We start from the raw sequence: 18,611 nt of genomic DNA on the forward strand, positions 1-18,611 counted from the left end.
GGCGCCGATGAACTGCAGACGGACTACGAGGAAGAGAAGACTGTGACGGACGAAGAGAACGTGTCGGGCGACGGGGCCGGTTTCGGCATCCACGGGAGGATCGACCAGGTCGACCTCCAGTCGGAGATGCAGCGGTCGTACCTCGACTACGCCATGTCGGTCATCATCGGGCGCGCGCTGCCCGAGGTGCGCGACGGCCTGAAGCCGGTGCACCGACGCGTCATCTACGCGATGTTCGACGGGGGCTACCGACCTGACAAGGCGTTCTCCAAGTGCGCCCGCGTCGTCGGCGACGTGATGGGGCAGTTCCACCCGCACGGCGACACCGCCATCTACGACGCGTTGGTACGCCTCGTCCAGCCGTGGAGCCTCCGGTACCCGCTGGCCCTCGGCCAGGGCAACTTCGGCTCGCCCGGAAACGACGGCGCTGCCGCCCCGCGGTACACCGAGACCAAGATGGCTCCGCTTGCCCTCGAGATGGTCCGCGACATCGACGAGGACACCGTCGACTTCCAGGACAACTACGACGGTCGCACCCAGGAGCCGGCCGTTCTGCCCAGCCGCTTCCCGAACCTGCTGGTCAACGGCTCGGTCGGCATCGCGGTCGGCATGGCCACCAACATCCCGCCGCACAACCTGCGCGAGGTCGCCTCCGGAGCACTCTGGCACCTGGAGAACCCCGACGCGCCCCGCGAAGAGCTGCTCGAAGAGCTGATGAAGCGGATCAAGGGCCCGGACTTCCCGACCGGTGCGCAGATCCTGGGCGTCAAGGGCATCCACGATGCCTATCGCACGGGTCGCGGGTCGATCACGATGCGGGCCGTGGTCACCATCGAGGAGATCCAGGGACGCGTCTGCCTGGTGGTCACCGAGCTGCCGTACCAGGTGAACCCGGACAACCTGGCGATCAAGATCGCCGACCTGGTGAAGGAAGGGCGCATCGGCGGCATCGCCGACATCCGCGACGAAACCTCCGGACGTACCGGTCAGCGACTGGTCATCGTGCTCAAGAGGGATGCGGTCGCCAAGGTCGTCCTGAACAATCTGTACAAGCACACCCAGCTGCAGGAGAACTTCGGCGCGAACATGCTCGCGATCGTCGACAACGTGCCGCGCACGCTGTCGCTCGACGGGTTCATCACCGCGTGGGTCGACCACCAGATCGAAGTGATCGTCCGACGCACCCGCTACCGCCTGCGCAAGGCGGAGGAGCGAGCGCACATCCTGCGCGGCTACCTGAAGGCGCTCGACGCGCTCGACGAGGTGATCGCGCTCATCCGCCGTTCCGCCACGGTCGACGACGCACGCGTGGGCCTGAAGGGTCTGCTCGACGTCGATGACGTGCAGGCGGATGCGATCCTCGCGATGCAGCTGCGCCGCCTGGCCGCTCTGGAGCGCCAGAAGATCATCGAAGAGGCCGAGGCGATCGAGAAGCTGATCGCGGAGTTCCACGCCATCCTCGACGACCCGGCGCGCCAGCGGTCGATCGTGAGCGAGGAGCTCACCGAGATCGTCGACCGGTTCGGCGACGACCGCCGCACCGAGATCATGTTCGGCTACGACGGCGACATGAGCGTCGAAGACCTCATCCCCGAAGAGGAGATGGTCGTCACCGTCACCCGCGGCGGCTACATCAAGCGCACCCGAAGCGACAACTACCGCAGTCAGCACCGCGGCGGCAAGGGCGTCAAGGGCGCCCAGCTGCGCGGTGAGGATGTGGTCGACCACTTCTTCGTGACCACCACGCATCACTGGCTGCTGTTCTTCACCAACCAGGGACGCGTCTATCGCGCCAAGACCTACGAGGTGCAGGAGGCCGGCCGCGACACCAAGGGACAGCACATCGCCAACCTTCTCGCGCTGCAGCCGGACGAGCAGATCGCCGAGATCCTCGACATTCGCGACTACGAGGTGGCGAAGTACCTGGTGCTCGCTACCCGTGACGGTCTGATCAAGAAGACGGCGCTGTCCGAGTACGACACCAACCGCACCGGCGGCATCATCGCGATCAAGTTGCGCGAGGGCGACGAACTCGTCTCCGCACTGCTGGTCGAAGAGGACTCCGACCTGCTGCTGGTGTCGCGCAAGGGAATGTCGATCCGGTTCACGGCTTCCGATGAGGCGCTGCGACCGATGGGCCGCTCCACCTCAGGTGTGATCGGAATGCACTTCCGTGGTGAGGACAGCCTGCTCGATGCGTCGGTCGTCTCCGACGAGGGATACGTGTTCGTCGTCACCGAGGGCGGCTACGCGAAGCGGACCGCCGCCGACCAGTACCGGCTGCAGAACCGCGGCGGACTGGGCATCAAGGTCGCCAAGCTGAACGATGACCGGGGCGACCTGGTGGGTGCCCTCATCGTCGGCGAGGACGACGAGGTCCTTGTGGTTCTTGCCAGTGGCAAGGTGGTACGCTCTGCCGTGGCCGAGGTACCTGCCAAGGGCCGTGACACCATGGGTGTCGTCTTTGCACGTTTTGCCGAGTCGGACAAGATCATCGCTCTGGCCAAGAACACCGAACGCGACCTCGAGTCCTCCATTCCCGCGGAGGATGCTGAGGCGGTCGGGAAGGAAGAAACCGTAGATGAGCAGTAGCGTCGCCGACAAACTCGCCAAGAAGTCGACCCGTCGACCCGCATCCGCCAAGCAGGTGCGCCTGAAGCTGGTCTACATCGACTTCTGGTCCACCGTGAAGCTGTCGTTCCTCGCAGGCGTCTGCCTGGCGATCATCGCGGTCGTCGGCACCTTCCTGGTGTGGACGGTGCTCGACCGCACCGGCATCTTCGACCAGGTGAACAACCTGTTCAAGGACATCTCAGGAACCGGCGGCAACGACCTCCGCTCGATCCTGGGGCTCGGTCAGGTGATGGGCTTCTCGCTCATCGTGGCCATCCTCGACATCGTCGTGGTCACCGCGCTGGGAGCAGTTTTCGCGCTCCTGTACAACCTCTCGGTGAAGATCACAGGCGGTCTTCTGGTCGGTTTCACCAACAACTGACCGATTTCGCAATGCCTGGGCAGATCGGGTAGTCTCGTATCTGCCCATTCGGGGATATAGCTCAGGCGGTTAGAGCGCTTCGCTGATAACGAAGAGGTCCGAGGTTCAAGTCCTCGTATCCCCACCAACCTTGTCTTTGGGGCCTTAGCTCAGTTGGTAGAGCGCCTGCTTTGCAAGCAGGATGTCAGGAGTTCGAATCTCCTAGGCTCCACAATTTTTTGCATGTCACCGGTTTCGCTTAGTCGGCCGGGGGCACGATCGGCCGGGTCGGGAACGGACTCGAGTACGAGACGCTCGTCGTCACACTGCCGAGGGTTCCGACGCGACCACTCACCTGCTCGAGGTGCCGCATCGAGGTCGCGACGACCTTCAGGATGAAGCAGTCGTCGCCCGTGACATGGTGCGCCTCCACGACCTCCGGGATGTCCACGAGAAGGTCGTGCAGCGGCTTGTATTGGCTGCTCGGGTAGCGGAGGCGCAGGAACGCCAGCACTCCGTAGCCGAGGCGTTCCGGATCGACGACGGCCCGGTACCCGGCGACGACGCCGACCTCTTCTAGTCGGCGGACACGCTCGGCGACCGCACTGTTCGACATGTGGACGGTACGGGCGAGTTCGGCGATCGACTGCCGACCGTCGCGCTGCAGCTCAGCGAGGAGCGCCCGGTCGACGCTGTCCGCAACGAATGGAAGACTGACGGCCATTCGGCGATTCTGCCACGACATCGTCGGCGACGGGGCGTCAACGCCGTCGATCGTCTATTCAGGCGAGGGTCGGATGTCCGTAGCCTCGAAAGCATGACGACCATCCCTTCGGAAGCCACCAGACATTTCGCCGCCAAGCTGCGATTCGAGACCGACCCGTCGGACGTCAAGGCCGCCATGGACATGGGTGAAGACATGGTGCTGGTGGACAGCCGGGGGGAGTCCGCTTGGCGCCAAGGACGCATCGACGGCGCCATCCACCTGCCGACCGCCGAAATCGCCGCGCGGGCGGCGCAGCTGATCCCCGAGGGTGTTCCGGTGGTGGTGTACTGCTGGGGTCCGGGATGCAACGGTTCCACTCGTGCCGCGCTGGCCTTCAGCATCCTGGGCTACGAGGTGCGGGAGATGATCGGAGGCTTCGAATACTGGTCGCGCGAAGGGCTGCCCGTCGTGGACGACGGCGGCCCGGTCCTCCGTACGCCGGACGCCCTCACCGCGCCGGTCGGCGCGATCGACTGCGCCTGCTGACGGGTGTTCCGGGCGGAACCATGTGCCCGCCTCATGCGCTAATCTTGTTCCTGCAGGACGCTTAGGCCTCCCGCACCCTGCCAACGCCCCGCTGCCGCGGGGCGTTGTGTTTTGCGTCGGGGGACCATACGTACTCGCTCACGGTGATTGCCCGGACGTTGGAGACGATCTTCTGGACTGCTTTGGCAGCGCGCGCGTCCTTTTCGTCGACCGTGAGGTGCCGGTTGAGAAAGTAGGTCGCGACGTCGGCCGCCTGGAGCAGGCGGCTCTCGTGAGAGGGGCCGAAGTAGATGGTGTTCGCAATTCGGGCCAGCCTTCGAGAGGTGTACCCCGGGACGGCTGCCAGTTTGAAGTTCCGCAAGCTTCTGCGTGCGTTCGCGGCGGCATGGTGTTGGTCTGCAAGAACGAGACCCATGTCGCCCTCCTCTAGCCGATCGAGTCGCATGTGAATGTCCTCGAGGGTGTGAGCCAGCGCAAGGAGGTGAGCCGGAAACGGTCGCGAATAGCGAACCCGCTGCGCGGCTAAGTCGATTCCGCGGAAGAGGAACTTCGCGGACGAGCGAGCCAGGATCTTGGCGACGAGATCACAGGCCTCTATCCGCCAGGCGGTCGGGACGGCTGCCCAAGCGCCCTTGCCATGGACGATGTCGACTGCGTGGAACTCGGAATGCGGGTCGAATGACGACACGTTGCGGGCTAGCAGCGTCCCGACTCCGTTCATGCCGTCCTCGATCAGTCGAATTGCGCGCGCATCCGCGATCAGCGCGCCAAAGAAGTAGAAGCGATCGTCGCGGGCCGATTCATCGATGTAGACAAGGTGCACGATCCCAGATAATAGGGCTACGCGATCTTCGCTATTGCGACGGCGTCCGCTATTTGAGCAGGCGGGAGAGGACGCGGTCGGCGAGTGGTTTGCCGCCGGTCTGGCAGGTCGGGCAGTACTGGAACGTCGAGTCGTGGAAGATGACCTGGCGGATCGTGTCTCCGCAGACGGGGCACGGCTGACCGGTGCGCCCGTGCACCCGCAGGTTCGACTTCTTCTCGCTTTTCAGCTCCGAAGCGGCCAGGCCGTCGGCTCGAGCCAGCGCCTCCCGCAGCGTCGACTGCATCGCGAGGTAGAGACGGGACACGTCGTCCGCCGGCATGTTCGACGGCTTGTACGGCGACATCTTCGCGACGTGCAGGATCTCGTCCGAGTACGCGTTGCCGATGCCGGCGATCAGCGACTGGTTGCGCAGCACGCCCTTGATCTGCGCGCGGCCCTGCTCAGCCAGGATGGCGGCGAACGCATCCTCGGTGAATGAGGCATCGAGGGGATCGGGGCCGAGTCGAGCGATTCCGGGAACCTCGTCGGGGTCGTGGACCACATAGATGGCCAGGCTCTTCTTGGTTCCGGCCTCGGTGATGTCCAGGCCGGTGCCGTCGTCGAGCACCAGCCGAGCAGCGAGCGGCCCTTTGCCGAGTCTGCCTGTCGCAGGGGGTGGTGGGGTGGCGCGCCAGCGGATCCAGCCGGCTCGGGCCAGGTGCACCACCAGGTGCAGCTCGCCGGCCGTGATGTCGAGGAACTTGCCCCGGCGGCCCACGCCCGCGATGGTCAGCCCGCGGAGCGCATCGACGGGCGGGTCGAACGTCTTCAGGGCGGGGAAGGCGGTGATGCTCAACTTGTCGATGACGCGACCCTTCAACCGGCCATCGAGGTCGGCGGCGAGAGCGGTGACTTCCGGAAGTTCGGGCATCACCCCTAGTCTGCCCCCGTCCTCCGACATCGCAGTAGTGTGAGGCGGTGGATATCAGAGTCGCGGCCTACGGCGTCATCACCGACGGCGATCGTATCCTGCTGGCCCACTGGAACGAGAGCGGTCGTTCCGGCTGGACGCTCCCGGGCGGCGGCATCGATCCGGGGGAGGACCCGGTGGAGGCGGTCGTCCGCGAGATCGCCGAGGAGACCGGCTACTCAGCTGAGGCCGGACCTCTGCTGGGGATCGACTCGAAGGTGATCCCGGCCGAGCACCGGTTCGTGCCGAAGGCAGGCCCGTTGCACGCCCTCAGAATCGTCTACCGCGCCAGCCTCGTCGGCGGCAGCCTCACGAACGAACGTGAAGGCACCACCGACGAGGCGGCTTGGTTTCCGCTGGCCAGCATCCCGAAGCGACGGGTCGAACTCGTCGACATCGCGCTCGGAATGGCCGGGCTGCGCGCCGCGGATTAGACGGTCGTCGGCCGACGCTGCTCGCCCGGCATGATGATCCACATCACGATGTAGGCGATGAACTGCGGACCCGGGAGCAGGCAGGACAGCAGGAAGAGCACGCGCACAGTCCATGGCCGCAATCCGAAACGGAGAGCGAGACCAGCACAGACGCCCGCGAGGACGCGACCTTCGGTGGGACGATAAAGAGTGTTCATGCTCTCCAGCGTCTCAGCACGGAGGTCGCCCCACCATCGGGGAAACCCCCGAAAACACACTCGGGGTCGCTGCCCTCGGCTACGGCAGGGGCTCGGTTGCCGGAGTCGTCGGCTCCTCGTCGGCGACCCACAGCTCGTCATCGGCGCGGAAGGTCTGCCAGACCGCGTAGAGCAGTCCGACTGCCGCGATGACGCCGAGGCCGACGGCGATGACGGTTCCGGCGCCGGGGCCCGACTTCTGAGTGGCCGCCTGCGTCTTTTTCGTCAGTTCTTTGCCGGCCTTCTTGAACTCGCCTGCCATCGCGGCCGCACGAGCCGCACGCGCGTGGTCGACGACGGAGAGCGCCGTTCCGACCGCGGTGCCGACCGCCGGGATGACGTCGCGTACGACACGCTCCCGCGCCTGACCCGCATAACGGCCGGCAGTGGCCTTCGCGCTGTCCGTCGGAACGCGCACGTACTGGTCGTACCCGTCGCGGACCTTGGGTGCGATCTCCTCGCGCGTGTAGTACGCCGCCTGCTTCCGGGCCTCCGCCGCGAGAGCGTTGGCGTTGGCCAGCACCTCCTGCTGCTGGGTCCACAGGTCCTCGGCTCCGCTGCGCAGTCGCTTGAGCTCCTTCGTGCGCTTCCGTGTCAGGCTCATCTGTTCCTCCGTCGAGTCGGGGTGGCGACTGACTCCATCTTGCCACCGAAAGGGCTGGGGATGGCCCGAGAGCTCCCGAGCCCGCCCAAGTCCTCTATACGCCCTGTGCAAGAATTGGTGGCATGTCTAAGCACACCGCTGTCGCCACGCTCCACACTAACTATGGAGACATCAAGGTCAACCTCTTCGGCAATCACGCTCCGAAGACGGTGCGGAACTTCGTCGGCCTGGCGACGGGTGAGATCGAGTGGACGCATCCCGCCACGGGCGAGAAGTCCACGGCGCCGCTCTACGACGGTGTGATCTTCCACCGCATCATTCCGGGCTTCATGATCCAGAGCGGCGACCCGCTGGGTCAGGGCGTCGGCGGTCCCGGCTACCAGTTCGACGACGAGATCAACCCGGAGCTCGACTTCACCCAGCCGTACATCCTGGCGATGGCGAACGCGGGCATTCAGGGCGGGCGCGGGACGAACGGCTCGCAGTTCTTCATCACGGTGGCGCCGACCACCTGGCTGCAGGGGAAGCACAGCATCTTCGGTGAGGTCGCGGACGACGCGTCCCGCAAGATCGTCGACAAGCTCGCCGAAGTGCCGACCGACGCACGCGACCGGCCGCTCGACGACGTCGTCATCGAGTCGATCGACATCGAGCAGGTCTGAGACCAGGCGGGGGAGCGAAGACGGGCGAGCGCACCAGATGACTCAGCCCGTCGACGCGCACGCGAACCACTGCTACCGTCACCCAGACCGCGAGAGCTACGTGCTCTGTCAGCGGTGCGGCCGCACCATCTGCCCCCAGTGCCAGACGCCGGGAGCCGTCGGAGTGGTGTGCCCGGAGTGCATGGCCGAACAGCGGGCGACGCATCCCCGCACCAAGCCGGCGTGGCTGACACGCTTCACCGGAGCCGGCGCGCCGGTTGTCACGTACGCCATCATCGCGCTCTGCGTGGTGGTCTTCATCATTCAGACACTGGGTGACCTGCTCGGCCTCCAGGTGACGAACGCGCTGCGCTACGCCGGTGCCTACTCGTATCCGGCAGCCGTCTCGGGTGCGTTCGAACCGTGGCGGATGTTCACGAGCATCTTCGCGCATGCCAACGTCATCCACCTCGCGCTCAACATGTACACGTTGTGGGTGTTCGGGATGGCGCTCGAGCCGGTCCTCGGCCGGGCGCGCTATCTCGCCCTCTTCCTGATCAGTGGTTTCGCCGGATCGGTCGGCGTGCTGCTGCTCGCGTCGCCGGTCGTGCCCGTCGTCGGTGCATCGGGGGCGATCTTCGGCCTGTTCGGCGCGTTCTTCATCATCCAGCGTCGCCTGGGCGGCAACGGCACGCAGATGCTGATCCTGCTCGCCCTGAACCTGGGGATCGGTTTCCTCCCGGGGTTCAACATCGCGTGGCAGGCCCATGTCGGTGGCCTGATCGGCGGCTTTCTGGTCGGCCTCATCTTCGTCGAGACGCGTCAAGTGCGGCGACGCGGCTGGCAGGTACCGCTCCTGGTGGTGTTCTGCCTCATCCTGATCGCGTTGAGCCTGGTGCACTTCTTCGTGTAGCGGGTCGGGACTTCCCACAAGGCGTGGATAAGTTATCCACAGGCTTATTAACAATGTGGGTAATTACACGACTGTAACTCTCCACAGGCTTATTAACACTGGGGAAACCGGAGTCGAACGCGCGGCAACTGTTCACAGGGCACCTGTGGAGAACTGTGGAAAACATCGAGCCCGGGCCGGCGAGTGCCGACCCGGGCTCGAGGCACGGGAAAGGTGGGTGCTACCGCCAGCGCGTCGTCATCAGGAAGCCGATGAACGCGATACCGAAGCCCACGAGGATGTTCCAGGCCCCGAGCGCAGGGATCGGGTACTGATTCTGGCTCACGTAGAAGACGATGATCCAGATGAGGCCGAGCAGCATGAAGCCGAACATCACCGGCTTGAACCACACCGGGTTGGGAGCGTCTTCTCCGGATGCCGCGGCCGGTCGCTCGGCGCGGGCGGGTCGCTCGGGTTTCGTCTTCGAATTGCTGCGTGCCATAGCACCACAGTGTAGCGGGGAAGGTGCCGAGCTTCCTGAGCCCCCCGTACAGGGGAGGCGCCGGATCCGCGCGCTGTCGATTCACAGCGACGCTCCCTAGAATCTGACACATGACCGAGGACACCCGTGTGCGCCGGCGCCGCCGACCGCACCGGCGACCCACGGTGGTCGGGGTGCTCGGTGAACTGCTCATCACTGCGGGCGTACTGGTCCTGCTCTTTCTGGGCTGGCAGATCTGGTGGAACAACCTGGTTCTGGCCGGCCAGCAGACGACCGCTGCCGCCGAGCAGAGCAAGAAGTGGGTGGACGACGCGCTGAAGGCCCCGAAGCCTGCTCCAGACACGGAGGCCGCCCAGGTCGAACCGCCGGTGATGGCGGCGCCGGAGGCGTACCAGCCGTTTGCTGTCCTCTATATCCCCCGGCTCGGCGCGGACTGGAAGCGCGTCATCCGTCAAACGGTCGACACCGAGCGCGTGCTCAACAGCTACACCGCTGGGGTCGGCCATTACGTCGATACCCAGATGCCCGGTCAGGTCGGCAACTTCGCCGTCGCGGGCCACGACTCGGGGTGGGGCAACACCTTCATCGACCTCTCGAAGCTGCACATCGGCGACCCCATTTACGTGCAGACCCCGGATGGCTGGTACACCTACACCTTCCGCAACTTCGAATACGTCCAGCCGTCGGCGGTCGGCGTCCTGCTGCCCGTGCCACGACAGCCCGCGGCGACCCCGGTGGAGCGTTTCATGACCATCACGACGTGCAATCCGCCATTCCACGCGGGTGAGCGGCTCATCGCATACAGCGTGTTCCAGGCGTTCGCTCCTCCACAGGACGTCCCGACAGAGATCGCCGCCGCGGTCGGGCAGGGAGGCTGACCGTGTACGGAGCTCTGTGGAGGGTGCTGCCCGGGCCCTGGTGGGTCCGCCTCTTCATCGTTCTCGTCCTCGTCGCCGTGGTGTTGTTTGCACTCGTGACCTGGGTGTTTCCCTGGGTGGATTCGCTCCTCGGCCCCCAGGAAGGTACCGTGGGCACGTGACTCGCGTACTCGTCATCGACAACTACGACAGCTTCGTCTACACGCTGAACGGCTACCTGCTGGAGCTGGGCGCTGAAACTGACGTGGTGCGCAACGACGACATCCCCGTGGAGGAGCTGCCGGCGAGGCTCGCTGCGTACGACGCGGTGCTCATCTCGCCCGGCCCGGGGAAGCCCGCGGATGCAGGCGTGTCGATCTCGGTCGTCGAGCTCGCCCTGGCCACCGGTCAGCCACTGCTCGGGGTGTGCCTCGGCCATCAAGCGATCGCGGAGGCTTTCGGCGGTGTGGTCACCAACGCCGAGGAGCTCATGCACGGCAAGACGTCGCAGGTCGGCCACGACGACAGCCCACTGTTCGACGGCGTCGCGCAGCCGTTCACGGCGACCCGGTACCACTCCCTCGCCGTCGTCGACGGGACGCTTCCGGACGAGATCAACGTGACGGCGCGGACGCCCGGTGGCGTGATCATGGCACTGCAGCACCGGGAGGCGCCCATCTACGGCGTCCAGTTCCATCCGGAGTCCGTGCTCACAGAGGGCGGCTACCGGATGCTGGGCAACTGGCTCGAGATCGCCGGCCTGGAGGGTGCCGCGGCTGCATCCCGGTCGCTCAATCCGCTGGTGAAGCTGGGCTGATTTCCGACGTTCGGGCGGGCTCAGCCCGAGCAGTACGTCAGATCGACCGTCGACCCCTGGGGAACATCCCCGGGCACGACGGACTGCGTGTGCACCATGGTCGCGCCCTTCTGCTGCGGGCAGGTCGGGTCTGGCTTGGGATTCGCCGTCAGGCCCAGCTGGGACAGGATGCCCGTGGCGGCCTGGATGGTCTGACCCGTCAGATCTGTGAGTGTGACCTTGCCACTGGAGACGTGCAGACCGATCGCATCGCCCTCGTGGGCCGAGGCGTTCGGTGCAGGATCGGTCGAGATCACGACGTTGGCGGGAACACTGGCAGAGTTCTCGGACGTCGTAGGCCCGACCGTCAAGCCGGCCTGCTGGAGCGCTTGCGTGGCGGCATCCACCGTCATGTTGTGCACGTCCGGCACGGATACCGCCTTCTTGCCGGTCGAGACATAGACGGTGATGGTGTCGCCCGTGGCCACGACGATCCCGGCACCCGGATCGGTACGGATGACCTGGCCCTGCGCATAGGTGGGACTGGATTCAGTGGTCTGCGCCCACTTGAGCTTCATTTCGTTGAGCTGGGCGGTGGCCTTGTCGAGCGTCTGCCCGGAGAGGTTCGGCACCTTGCGTGACGTGTCGGGCATCGTGGTGCTCGGCGCGATCCGGAGCACCCAGCCGAGAACGGCGATGATGACGACGGCCATGATGGCGATGCCGGCCCAGATCCAGATGACCGGTGGGCGACGTTGCGTGCGCGTCATCGTCTGGTCTTCGGCCAGCTGGCGGAACGCGGCCTCCGGGCCGGAGACCGAGCTGGGCGGTGCGCCGAACAGCGTCTCGGCGAGTTCGTCCTCGTGCTTGCGCTTCGGAACGCGGCCCGCGGCCGCTTCCTCCAGATCGGCACGGAACTCGGCGACAGTCTGGTAGCGCTCGAAGCGGTCCTTGGTCATCGCGCGGGCGACCACGACATCCATCGCCGGTGAGATCTTGGGGTTGACGGTGCTCGGGGCGACCGCGGTCTCGCTGACGTGCTGGTAGGCGATCGCAACCGGGGTGTCGCCACGGAACGGCGGCCGCCCGGTGAGCATCTCGAAGAGAACCACACCGGTCGAATAGAGGTCGGTCCGGGCGTCGACGGACTCGCCCTTCGCCTGCTCGGGCGAGAAGTAGCTGGCGGTTCCGAGAACCGCGGTCGTCTGCGCGACCGTCGCGGACGAGTCGCTGATCGCCCGCGCGATGCCGAAGTCCATCACCTTGACCTGACCGGTCTTGGTGATCATGACGTTGCCTGGCTTGATGTCGCGGTGCACCACGCCTGCGCGGTGCGAGTACTCGAGGGCCGTCAGAATGCCCTCGGTGATGCGCACGGCCTCGTGAACGTCGAGCGGGCCCTTCTTGATGAGATCTTTCAGAAGGACGCCGTCGACGTGCTCCATCACGATGAAGGGCAGCTGCGCCTCGTGACCGTTCGGCTCACGGATGGTCTCTTCACCGGCGTCGAAGACGCGCACGATCGTGGGGTGCGTCATACGCGCGGCGGCCTGCGCCTCCTGCCGGAAGCGGGTGCGGAAGGCGGGATCCGTCGCGAGCGACGGCTTGAGCAGCTTGATCGCGACGGTACGGCCCAACCGGCTGTCGGTGCCGCGATGAACATCGGACATTCCGCCCCGGCCGATGAGTTCGCCCACCTGATATCGGCCTGCGAGCAGGCGGCTATCTGGGCTCAATGCGGACTCCTTCTGGGTGCTGACTCCGGTTAGTGTAGCGGGGCTCGGCTGGGGAAATCCCAGACGGTTCCCAGCAGGGTCACTTCCCGGTGCCGCCTCCTCCGCCGCCTCCTCCACCGGCTCCGCCAGCGGGGGGCGTCGGCGACGAAGACGCCACCTCGTAGGCCAGGGCGGGCGACTGGCCGGACTCGACCGATTCGCCGCAGAAGATGGTGTAGGTCAGCTGGTAGGTGTTGGCCGCGTTCGGCGTCCACGTCGTCTTCGTGTCGTTCACCGGGGTCTGTTGGGCCCCGTTGACGTACAGACTCCGGCCGACGAGGTTCTGCCCTGCCGGGCAGGTCGCCGAGCCGAAGGTGACGGTGATCGGGGTGTTCGGCGCGCCCTGACCGGACGGCGGGGTCGCCGTGACGGAGTCGGTCGGAGTGGAGACCGGGGCGACCGCGCCGTAGACCTTCACAGTGATGGTCGAGCCCTTCGGCACCGGGCCGGTCGGGTTGACGGAGTAGACCTTGTTGGCCTGATCCTTCGTCGTCGCGGCGTTGCCCTGCGAGACGTCCGCGACCATCCCGAGCCCCTGCAGCTTGTCGCGTGCCTGGTCTGCCGTGAGGCCGAGGAAATCGCTCTCCGTGATCTGAACGGTGTTACTCGTCGGCGTCGGCTTCGGAGAGGGCGAGGACGGCTGGGACGACGGCGTGGACGACGGTGAGGAGCTGGGCGGCGCGGCCTTCGGCTGTGCGAGCAGCGAGATGACCGTGCCGATCAGGATGAGCGCGAGCAGGGCGATCAGCGCGATGAGCGGCCACGTCCAGCGGCTGCGCTTGCGCTCCTCCACGGGGGCGATCTCCTCCTCTTCGACGACGGGAGCGACCGCGGTCGACGGGAGGACGGTCGTGGCCTGCGTCGGCGCCTGGGAGGGCGACTGCATGAGTACGGTGGCTGCGTCGGTGGCGACCGCACCCCCCAGGATGGCCGGGACGGATGCTGCTGCAGCGCGCACGTCGCCGCGCCGCAGTGCCTGCGCAGCACGCGCAAGGTGCGCCGCCGACACCGGACGGTCCGCCGGGTTCTTGGCGATGCAGGCGAAGACCAGGTTGCGGACAGGCTCGGCGACCGTGGCCGGGAGCTGCGGCGGCGCCTCGTTGATCTGCGCCATGGCGATCGCGACCTGCGACTCGCCCGTGAAGGGACGGCGGCCGGCCAGGCACTCGTACGCGACGATGCCGAGCGAATAGATGTCCGTCGTCGGCGATGCCGGGTGGCCGGACGCCTGCTCCGGAGACAGGTACTGCACGGTGCCCATCACCTGGCCGGTGGCCGTGAGCGGCACCTGGTCGGCGATGCGGGCGATGCCGAAGTCGGTGATCTTGACGCGACCATCCGGAGTGATCAGCAGGTTGCCGGGCTTGATGTCGCGGTGGACCAGGCCGGCGGCGTGGGCGGCGTGGAGCGCAGCGGCGGTCTGGGCGACGATGTCGAGTGTCCGGTCGGTGCTGAGGACGTGCTCCCGCTCCAGGATGCTCGACAGGGCCTCGCCGGGGACGAGCTCCATCACGAGGTAGGCACTGCCGTCCTCCTCGCCGTAGTCGTAGACGTTGGCGATGCCCTCGTGGTTGACGAGGGCGGCGTGGCGGGCCTCGGCGCGGAAGCGCTCGAGGAAGCCGGGGTCGCCGAGGTACTCGTCCTTCAGGATCTTGATGGCGACCGTGCGACCGATGACCAGATCGGTCGCCTGCCACACCTCGCCCATCCCGCCGATTGCGATCCGCGACTGCAGCTCGTAACGTCCCCCGAAGGTGAGCCCTGCTGTGGGTCTCATTTATTCAGCACCGCCTCTAGTACTTTCCTCGCGATCGGAGCAGCGAGGGAGTTACCCGTGCCGCTCTGACCCTGTCCACCGCCATTTTCGACAACTACAGCCACAGCGAACTTCGGGTCGTTCGCCGGCGCGAAACCGGTGAACCACAGCGTGTAGGGATCGCCCTCCCCGTTCTGCGCCGTGCCCGTCTTACCGCCGACCTGAACGCCACCTATTCTTGCATTGCTCGCCACGCCGTGATCGACGCCGTCCACCATCATCTGCTTGATGGTGTCGGCGTTCTGCTGGTTCAACGGCTGCGAGAACTCTTTGGCCTGGAAGCTCTCCTCGGTCCGCAGATCGGCTGACCGGATGGAGTCCACAAGGGTGGGCGTCATCAGCGTCCCACCGTTCGCGATCGCTGCCGACACCATCGCCATCTGCAGCGGGGTCGCCCGGTCGTCCAGCTGCCCGAACGAGCCCTGCGCGCGTTCCGCCGGGTCGGGGTAGAGGGGGTACACGCTCTTCTCGACCGGGATGGGGATGCTCAGCGGCTGGTTGAAGCCGAACTTGTCCGCCTGGTCCTTGATGACCTCGGGCTTCAGCTGCATCCCCAGTTCTGCGAAGGGGATGTTGCACGAGAGGATCTGGGCGGTCGCGATGGAGACCGTGTCTCCGGGGCCGCAGGTGGTCAGCGAGTCGTTCTTCACGACCGTTCCGGAGCCGGGGAGCGGGAGCGACGCCAGGTTCGGGAGCTGGCTGTCCTTCGTGTACTGGCCGGTGCCGAACGCGGACGCGCTCATCACCGGCTTGAAGGTCGACCCGGGGGGATTGAGGTTGCCGCCGATGCTGCGGTCGATCAGGGGGTCGCCGGGGGCCGCGAGAAGCTGCTGGTACGCGGCCTCGACAGCCTTGCCGTCGTGCGAGGCGAGCACGTTGGGGTCGTAGGTGGGCTTGGACACCATCGCGAGGATCTTGCCCGTCTTCGGCTCCAGCAGCACCACAGCGCCCTGCTTGTCGCCGAGCGCATCCCACGCCGCCTGCTGCGCAACCGGGTCGATGGTCGTCTGGACGGCGGCACCCTGCGGGTTCTTGCCGGTCAGGATGGCGTTGATGCGGTCGAAGAACTGCGAGTTCGCCGAGCCGCTGAGTTTGCCGTTGAGTGCGCCCTCGAGCCCGGTCGGCTCGCCGTTGATGGGGAAGAAGCCGGTCACCGCCGAATACAGGGGACCGTTGCTGTAGACGCGCTGCCACTTGTAGACGTCGTTGGAGGGCACCGACTGAGCGATCGGCTGCCCGGCGACGAGGATGGCCCCGCGTTGCGCCAGGTAGCTGTTGTTCAGGGCGCGGGTGTTGCGCGCGTCGGCATTCAGCGTGTCCGCCTGGAACACCTGCAGGATCGTCGTCGACACGAGGAGTGCCAGGAACATCCCGAGCACGATCATGCTCACCCGTTTGATCTCGCGGTTCATGTCAGCTCACCACCAGCCGGGGTTGATTGCGGACAGTGTCGGAGAGGCGCAGCAGGAGGGCCACGATGATCCAGTTGGCGACGAGCGACGAGCCGCCGGCCGCGAGGAACGGCGTGGTCAGGCCGGTCAGCGGGATGACCCGTGTCACGCCGCCGATCACGATGAAGCACTGCAGGGCGACCGTGAACGAGAGCCCGACGGCGAGCAGCTTGCCGAAGTCGTCCTGGCCCGCGAAGCCGATGCGCAGCCCGCGCGACACGAAGACGATGTAGAGGGCGAGGATGGCGAACAGGCCGGCGAGACCGAGCTCCTCACCGAGGCTGGCGATGATGTAGTCGCTCTGCGAGACCGGCGTGACCCAGGGCTGCCCCTGGCCGAGGCCGGTGCCGATGAGCCCTCCCTGCGCCAGACCGAACAGGCCCTGCACCAGCTGGAAGCTGCCGCCCTGCGCGTTGTACACGCCCTGAGAGAACGGGGAGAGCCAGTTCGCGAACCGGTCGTGCACGTACGGCAGCAGCTGGCTGGCGACGACGGCACCGCCGACGATGAGGAGCAGGCCCAGGATCACCCAGCTGATACGCGCCGTCGCGACGTACAGCATCACGAGGAAGAGGCCGAAGATCAGCAGACCGGTGCCGAGGTCGCGCTGGAAGACGATGACGGCCATGGCCATCAACCAGACGACGAGCAGGGGTCCCAGGTCACGGGCACGGGGGAAGCGGATCCCGAGGAACTTCTTGCCGACGGCGGACAGCGAGTCGCGGGCCTGCACCAGGTATCCGGCGAAGAAGACGGCGAGGCACAGCTTGGCGATCTCGCCGGGCTGGAAACTGAACGGTCCGATCCCGATCCAGACGCGAGCGCCGTAGATCTCCTTGCCGATCCCCGGGAGCATCGGCAGCAGCAGCAGCACCAGGGCCGCGAACCCGAACAGGTAGGTGTAGCGCTGCAGGATGCGGTGGTTGCGGATGAGCACCACCACGAGGATCGCGCAGATGATCGCGATGGCGCTCCACACGATCTGCTTGACGCCCGCGCTGTCCCAACCGGAGTCCTTGTAGTGGATGTCGATGCGGTAGATCTCGGCGATGCCGATCCCGGTGAGCAACGTGGCGATCGGAAGCAGGAACGGGTCGGCCTGTGGCGCGACGAACCGCAGCGCGATGTGCATCCCGATCACGAGCGCGGAGAGTCCCGCACCGAGGTAGACCAGGGTCAGGTCGACGTGGCCGAGGGCGCCCAGCTGCACGAGCACGACGGCCGCGGCGTTGATGGCGCAGGCGATGACGAGGAGGAACAGCTCACGGTTGCGCAGCTTCTGGGGCAGGCGCAGCCGTTTCACCGGCCCGGTGGCGTTCCGGGGCGTCTTGGTCTGCTGCCGCGCCGCTGTCCTATTGTCGGTGGGCATCGTTCAGCTGCTCCACGATCGTCTTGGCTGCCGTCAGGTCGTCGGCGTTGATGGTCTGCTCGACCTGCTGCTTGTCGTACTCGGGCAGGTCGTCCACCGTCACGTTCGACTCCTGGTAGAGGTGCGAGAGGCTGATCGGCCCGATGCCCTGCTGCACACCCTGGTAGATGGCGACCTTGCCGTCCGGCGACATTCCGACGTAGTAGCGGGACTGCGTCCACTGGTACCCGAAGAAGATGGCCAGCACGATGGCGACGACCAGGGCGATGAGTCCGGCCATCCAGGTGATGCGCCGCCGGCGGGCGCGGCGGGCGTCCTCCTCGATGAGCTCGTCGAGGTAGTCCTCGGACTGCGGCTCGAAGTGGGTCGGGCCGGTGGCCGGGCGGATGGGGTGCAGGCGCAGGCCTGGAAGGCGGGTCGCTCGGGTGCTCGGCTTCGGTTCCGTGCCGAACTCGAGGGGCGACGCGGCGGATCCGACGGTCACCGGCTCCTTCACGATCTCACCGCGTGCGGTGTCTGCGATGTCGAGGACAACCGCGGTGACGTTGTCAGGGGCGCCGGCGTCGAGGCTCTGCTTCAGCAGGCGTTCGGCCACCTGTCGCGGACCGTCCTTCGAGGCGAGGGCGGCCAGCATGTCGTCGTGCTTCACGACACCGCTGAGACCGTCGGAGCAGATGAGCCAGCGGTCGCCGGGCTGCGTGTCGAGTGTCCAGGTGTCGATCTCGGGGGAGGCGTCCACATCCCCGAGCACCCGCATCAGCACCGACCGGCGGGGGTGGACCATCGCCTCCTCTTCGGTGATGCGCCCGCTGTCCACGAGACGCTGCACGAAGGTGTGGTCGGTCGTGACCTGCTTGAGCTCGCCGTCGCGGAACAGGTAGATGCGCGAGTCGCCGATGTGGGCGAACGCGATCTGGTCGCCCACGCGCACCATGGCGCTGACGGTGGTGCCCATGCCGGTCAGCTCCGGGTGCTCGAACACCGTCTCGGCGAGCAGCGAGTTGGCGGCGATCAGTGCGGACTGCAGCGCGAACTCGGCTTCGGCGGCGGACTGGTACTCGCGGTCGGCCTCGCGGATGCGGGTCACCGCGATGGCGGACGCGACGTCTCCGCCCGCGTGGCCGCCCATCCCGTCGGCGACGACGAACAGCTCGCGACCGGCGTAGCCCGAGTCCTGGTTGTTGGAGCGGATCTTCCCGACGTGGGAGACGGCCGCCGCTTTGTTCGCCGCCACCGG

General features: G+C 66.5%; 19 protein-coding genes and 2 tRNA genes. 10 read left to right on the forward strand and 11 right to left on the reverse strand.

The features are described from left to right. Nucleotides 1–42: 42 nt before the first annotated feature. The 4 genes from gyrA to AB4079_RS08320 all read left to right on the forward strand — a co-directional run bounded on the left by gyrA (nucleotide 43) and on the right by AB4079_RS08320 (nucleotide 3,206). Nucleotides 43–2,592, forward strand: a complete 2,550-nt coding sequence (gene gyrA, locus AB4079_RS08305; RefSeq protein WP_441786812.1) for a DNA gyrase subunit A — start codon at nucleotides 43–45, stop codon at nucleotides 2,590–2,592. After that, a complete protein-coding gene (locus AB4079_RS08310; RefSeq protein WP_441786813.1) occupies nucleotides 2,582–2,995 on the forward strand; it encodes a DUF3566 domain-containing protein in 414 nt (137 codons plus the stop codon). Before gyrA ends, AB4079_RS08310 begins: the two co-directional genes overlap by 11 nt. A gap of 50 nt (nucleotides 2,996–3,045) precedes the next feature. Next, a tRNA-Ile gene (locus AB4079_RS08315) sits at nucleotides 3,046–3,122 on the forward strand. 11 nt (nucleotides 3,123–3,133) lie between these two features. Next, nucleotides 3,134–3,206 (forward strand) — tRNA-Ala (locus AB4079_RS08320). Nucleotides 3,207–3,233: 27 nt separating this feature from the next. Here the strand turns inward: AB4079_RS08320 and AB4079_RS08325 are convergent. Continuing rightward, the gene (locus AB4079_RS08325) at nucleotides 3,234–3,698 is read right to left on the reverse strand and encodes an Lrp/AsnC family transcriptional regulator (protein ID WP_441786814.1); all 465 of its coding nucleotides are present in this window, start codon (nucleotides 3,696–3,698) and stop codon (nucleotides 3,234–3,236) included. A gap of 93 nt (nucleotides 3,699–3,791) precedes the next feature. Here AB4079_RS08325 and AB4079_RS08330 point away from each other — a divergent pair, with 93 nt between their 5' ends. Then, entirely contained in the window at nucleotides 3,792–4,226 is a 435-nt protein-coding gene (locus AB4079_RS08330) for a rhodanese-like domain-containing protein (protein ID WP_441786815.1), read from the forward strand. Between the two features lie 61 nt (nucleotides 4,227–4,287). Here the strand turns inward: AB4079_RS08330 and AB4079_RS08335 are convergent, their stop codons facing one another. Both AB4079_RS08335 and AB4079_RS08340 read right to left on the reverse strand, forming a co-directional pair. Beyond that, nucleotides 4,288–5,049, reverse strand: coding sequence for a DUF3800 domain-containing protein (locus AB4079_RS08335; RefSeq protein ID WP_441786816.1), 762 nt, complete (start codon nucleotides 5,047–5,049; stop codon nucleotides 4,288–4,290). Between the two features lie 49 nt (nucleotides 5,050–5,098). Beyond that, nucleotides 5,099–5,962 carry an Fpg/Nei family DNA glycosylase gene (locus AB4079_RS08340; RefSeq protein ID WP_441786817.1) on the reverse strand — a complete coding sequence of 288 codons (864 nt, stop codon included), beginning with the start codon at nucleotides 5,960–5,962 and terminating at the stop codon, nucleotides 5,099–5,101. A 47-nt stretch (nucleotides 5,963–6,009) separates the two neighbouring features. Between AB4079_RS08340 and AB4079_RS08345 the strand changes: the two genes are divergently transcribed. Further along, complete coding sequence (locus AB4079_RS08345; protein ID WP_441786818.1) at nucleotides 6,010–6,435, forward strand: NUDIX hydrolase; 426 nt, start codon at nucleotides 6,010–6,012, stop codon at nucleotides 6,433–6,435. On the opposite strand, the gene AB4079_RS08350 is transcribed toward AB4079_RS08345, so the two are convergent. Beyond that, nucleotides 6,432–6,773, reverse strand: coding sequence for a PspC domain-containing protein (locus AB4079_RS08350; protein ID WP_441786819.1), 342 nt, complete (start codon nucleotides 6,771–6,773; stop codon nucleotides 6,432–6,434). The genes AB4079_RS08345 and AB4079_RS08350 overlap by 4 nt on opposite strands. Further along, nucleotides 6,712–7,275 (reverse strand): hypothetical protein, encoded by a 564-nt coding sequence (locus AB4079_RS08355; protein WP_441786820.1) that lies wholly within the window; start codon nucleotides 7,273–7,275, stop codon nucleotides 6,712–6,714. The genes AB4079_RS08350 and AB4079_RS08355 overlap by 62 nt, the downstream gene beginning before the upstream one ends. A gap of 122 nt (nucleotides 7,276–7,397) precedes the next feature. Between AB4079_RS08355 and AB4079_RS08360 the strand changes: the two genes are divergently transcribed. Both AB4079_RS08360 and AB4079_RS08365 read left to right on the forward strand, forming a co-directional pair. Beyond that, on the forward strand, nucleotides 7,398–7,937 hold the full coding sequence (locus tag AB4079_RS08360; protein ID WP_441786821.1) for a peptidylprolyl isomerase: 540 nt from the start codon (nucleotides 7,398–7,400) through the stop codon (nucleotides 7,935–7,937). Nucleotides 7,938–7,974: 37 nt separating this feature from the next. After that, nucleotides 7,975–8,829 carry a rhomboid family intramembrane serine protease gene (locus AB4079_RS08365; protein WP_441786822.1) on the forward strand — a complete coding sequence of 285 codons (855 nt, stop codon included), beginning with the start codon at nucleotides 7,975–7,977 and terminating at the stop codon, nucleotides 8,827–8,829. A 220-nt stretch (nucleotides 8,830–9,049) separates the two neighbouring features. On the opposite strand, the gene AB4079_RS08370 is transcribed toward AB4079_RS08365, so the two are convergent. Then, entirely contained in the window at nucleotides 9,050–9,310 is a 261-nt protein-coding gene (locus AB4079_RS08370; RefSeq protein WP_441786823.1) for a cell division protein CrgA, read from the reverse strand. A 110-nt stretch (nucleotides 9,311–9,420) separates the two neighbouring features. On the opposite strand from AB4079_RS08370, the gene AB4079_RS08375 reads away from it, so the two are divergent. Both AB4079_RS08375 and AB4079_RS08380 read left to right on the forward strand, forming a co-directional pair. Further along, nucleotides 9,421–10,188, forward strand: coding sequence for a class E sortase (locus AB4079_RS08375; RefSeq protein ID WP_441786824.1), 768 nt, complete (start codon nucleotides 9,421–9,423; stop codon nucleotides 10,186–10,188). Between the two features lie 157 nt (nucleotides 10,189–10,345). Further along, nucleotides 10,346–10,984 (forward strand): anthranilate synthase component II, encoded by a 639-nt coding sequence (locus tag AB4079_RS08380; RefSeq protein WP_441786825.1) that lies wholly within the window; start codon nucleotides 10,346–10,348, stop codon nucleotides 10,982–10,984. 20 nt (nucleotides 10,985–11,004) lie between these two features. Here AB4079_RS08380 and pknB read toward each other — a convergent pair whose 3' ends face one another. The 5 genes from pknB to AB4079_RS08405 all read right to left on the reverse strand — a co-directional run bounded on the left by pknB (nucleotide 11,005) and on the right by AB4079_RS08405 (nucleotide 18,608). Then, nucleotides 11,005–12,699 carry a Stk1 family PASTA domain-containing Ser/Thr kinase gene (pknB, locus tag AB4079_RS08385; RefSeq protein WP_441786826.1) on the reverse strand — a complete coding sequence of 565 codons (1,695 nt, stop codon included), beginning with the start codon at nucleotides 12,697–12,699 and terminating at the stop codon, nucleotides 11,005–11,007. Between the two features lie 79 nt (nucleotides 12,700–12,778). Beyond that, the gene (locus AB4079_RS08390) at nucleotides 12,779–14,515 is read right to left on the reverse strand and encodes a protein kinase domain-containing protein (protein WP_441786827.1); all 1,737 of its coding nucleotides are present in this window, start codon (nucleotides 14,513–14,515) and stop codon (nucleotides 12,779–12,781) included. Next, on the reverse strand, nucleotides 14,512–15,966 hold the full coding sequence (locus tag AB4079_RS08395) for a peptidoglycan D,D-transpeptidase FtsI family protein (protein WP_441786828.1): 1,455 nt from the start codon (nucleotides 15,964–15,966) through the stop codon (nucleotides 14,512–14,514). Before AB4079_RS08395 ends, AB4079_RS08390 begins: the two co-directional genes overlap by 4 nt. 1 nt (nucleotide 15,967) lies before the next feature. Further along, nucleotides 15,968–17,374, reverse strand: coding sequence for an FtsW/RodA/SpoVE family cell cycle protein (locus AB4079_RS08400; RefSeq protein WP_441786829.1), 1,407 nt, complete (start codon nucleotides 17,372–17,374; stop codon nucleotides 15,968–15,970). Beyond that, nucleotides 17,358–18,608: a PP2C family protein-serine/threonine phosphatase gene (locus AB4079_RS08405; protein ID WP_441786830.1), complete on the reverse strand. Its 1,251-nt coding sequence runs from the start codon at nucleotides 18,606–18,608 to the stop codon at nucleotides 17,358–17,360. Before AB4079_RS08405 ends, AB4079_RS08400 begins: the two co-directional genes overlap by 17 nt. Nucleotides 18,609–18,611 lie beyond the last annotated feature (3 nt).

The organism is Leifsonia sp. 2MCAF36 (assembly GCF_052115525.1).
GTDB lineage: Bacteria > Actinomycetota > Actinomycetes > Actinomycetales > Microbacteriaceae > Leifsonia.

Bases quoted from the DNA above. Each gene is read 5' to 3' on its own strand.
- AB4079_RS08310 (WP_441786813.1), top strand. From the start codon at position 2,582: ATGAGCAGTAGCGTCGCCGACAAACTCGCCAAGAAGTCGACCCGTCGA.
- AB4079_RS08325 (WP_441786814.1), bottom strand. From the start codon at position 3,698: ATGGCCGTCAGTCTTCCATTCGTTGCGGACAGCGTCGACCGGGCGCTC.
- AB4079_RS08330 (WP_441786815.1), top strand. From the start codon at position 3,792: ATGACGACCATCCCTTCGGAAGCCACCAGACATTTCGCCGCCAAGCTG.
- AB4079_RS08340 (WP_441786817.1), bottom strand. From the start codon at position 5,962: ATGCCCGAACTTCCGGAAGTCACCGCTCTCGCCGCCGACCTCGATGGC.
- AB4079_RS08350 (WP_441786819.1), bottom strand. From the start codon at position 6,773: ATGACGAGCTGTGGGTCGCCGACGAGGAGCCGACGACTCCGGCAACCG.
- AB4079_RS08355 (WP_441786820.1), bottom strand. From the start codon at position 7,275: ATGAGCCTGACACGGAAGCGCACGAAGGAGCTCAAGCGACTGCGCAGC.
- AB4079_RS08360 (WP_441786821.1), top strand. From the start codon at position 7,398: ATGTCTAAGCACACCGCTGTCGCCACGCTCCACACTAACTATGGAGAC.
- AB4079_RS08365 (WP_441786822.1), top strand. From the start codon at position 7,975: ATGACTCAGCCCGTCGACGCGCACGCGAACCACTGCTACCGTCACCCA.
- AB4079_RS08370 (WP_441786823.1), bottom strand. From the start codon at position 9,310: ATGGCACGCAGCAATTCGAAGACGAAACCCGAGCGACCCGCCCGCGCC.
- AB4079_RS08375 (WP_441786824.1), top strand. From the start codon at position 9,421: ATGACCGAGGACACCCGTGTGCGCCGGCGCCGCCGACCGCACCGGCGA.
- AB4079_RS08390 (WP_441786827.1), bottom strand. From the start codon at position 14,515: ATGAGACCCACAGCAGGGCTCACCTTCGGGGGACGTTACGAGCTGCAG.
- AB4079_RS08395 (WP_441786828.1), bottom strand. From the start codon at position 15,966: ATGAACCGCGAGATCAAACGGGTGAGCATGATCGTGCTCGGGATGTTC.
- AB4079_RS08400 (WP_441786829.1), bottom strand. From the start codon at position 17,374: ATGCCCACCGACAATAGGACAGCGGCGCGGCAGCAGACCAAGACGCCC.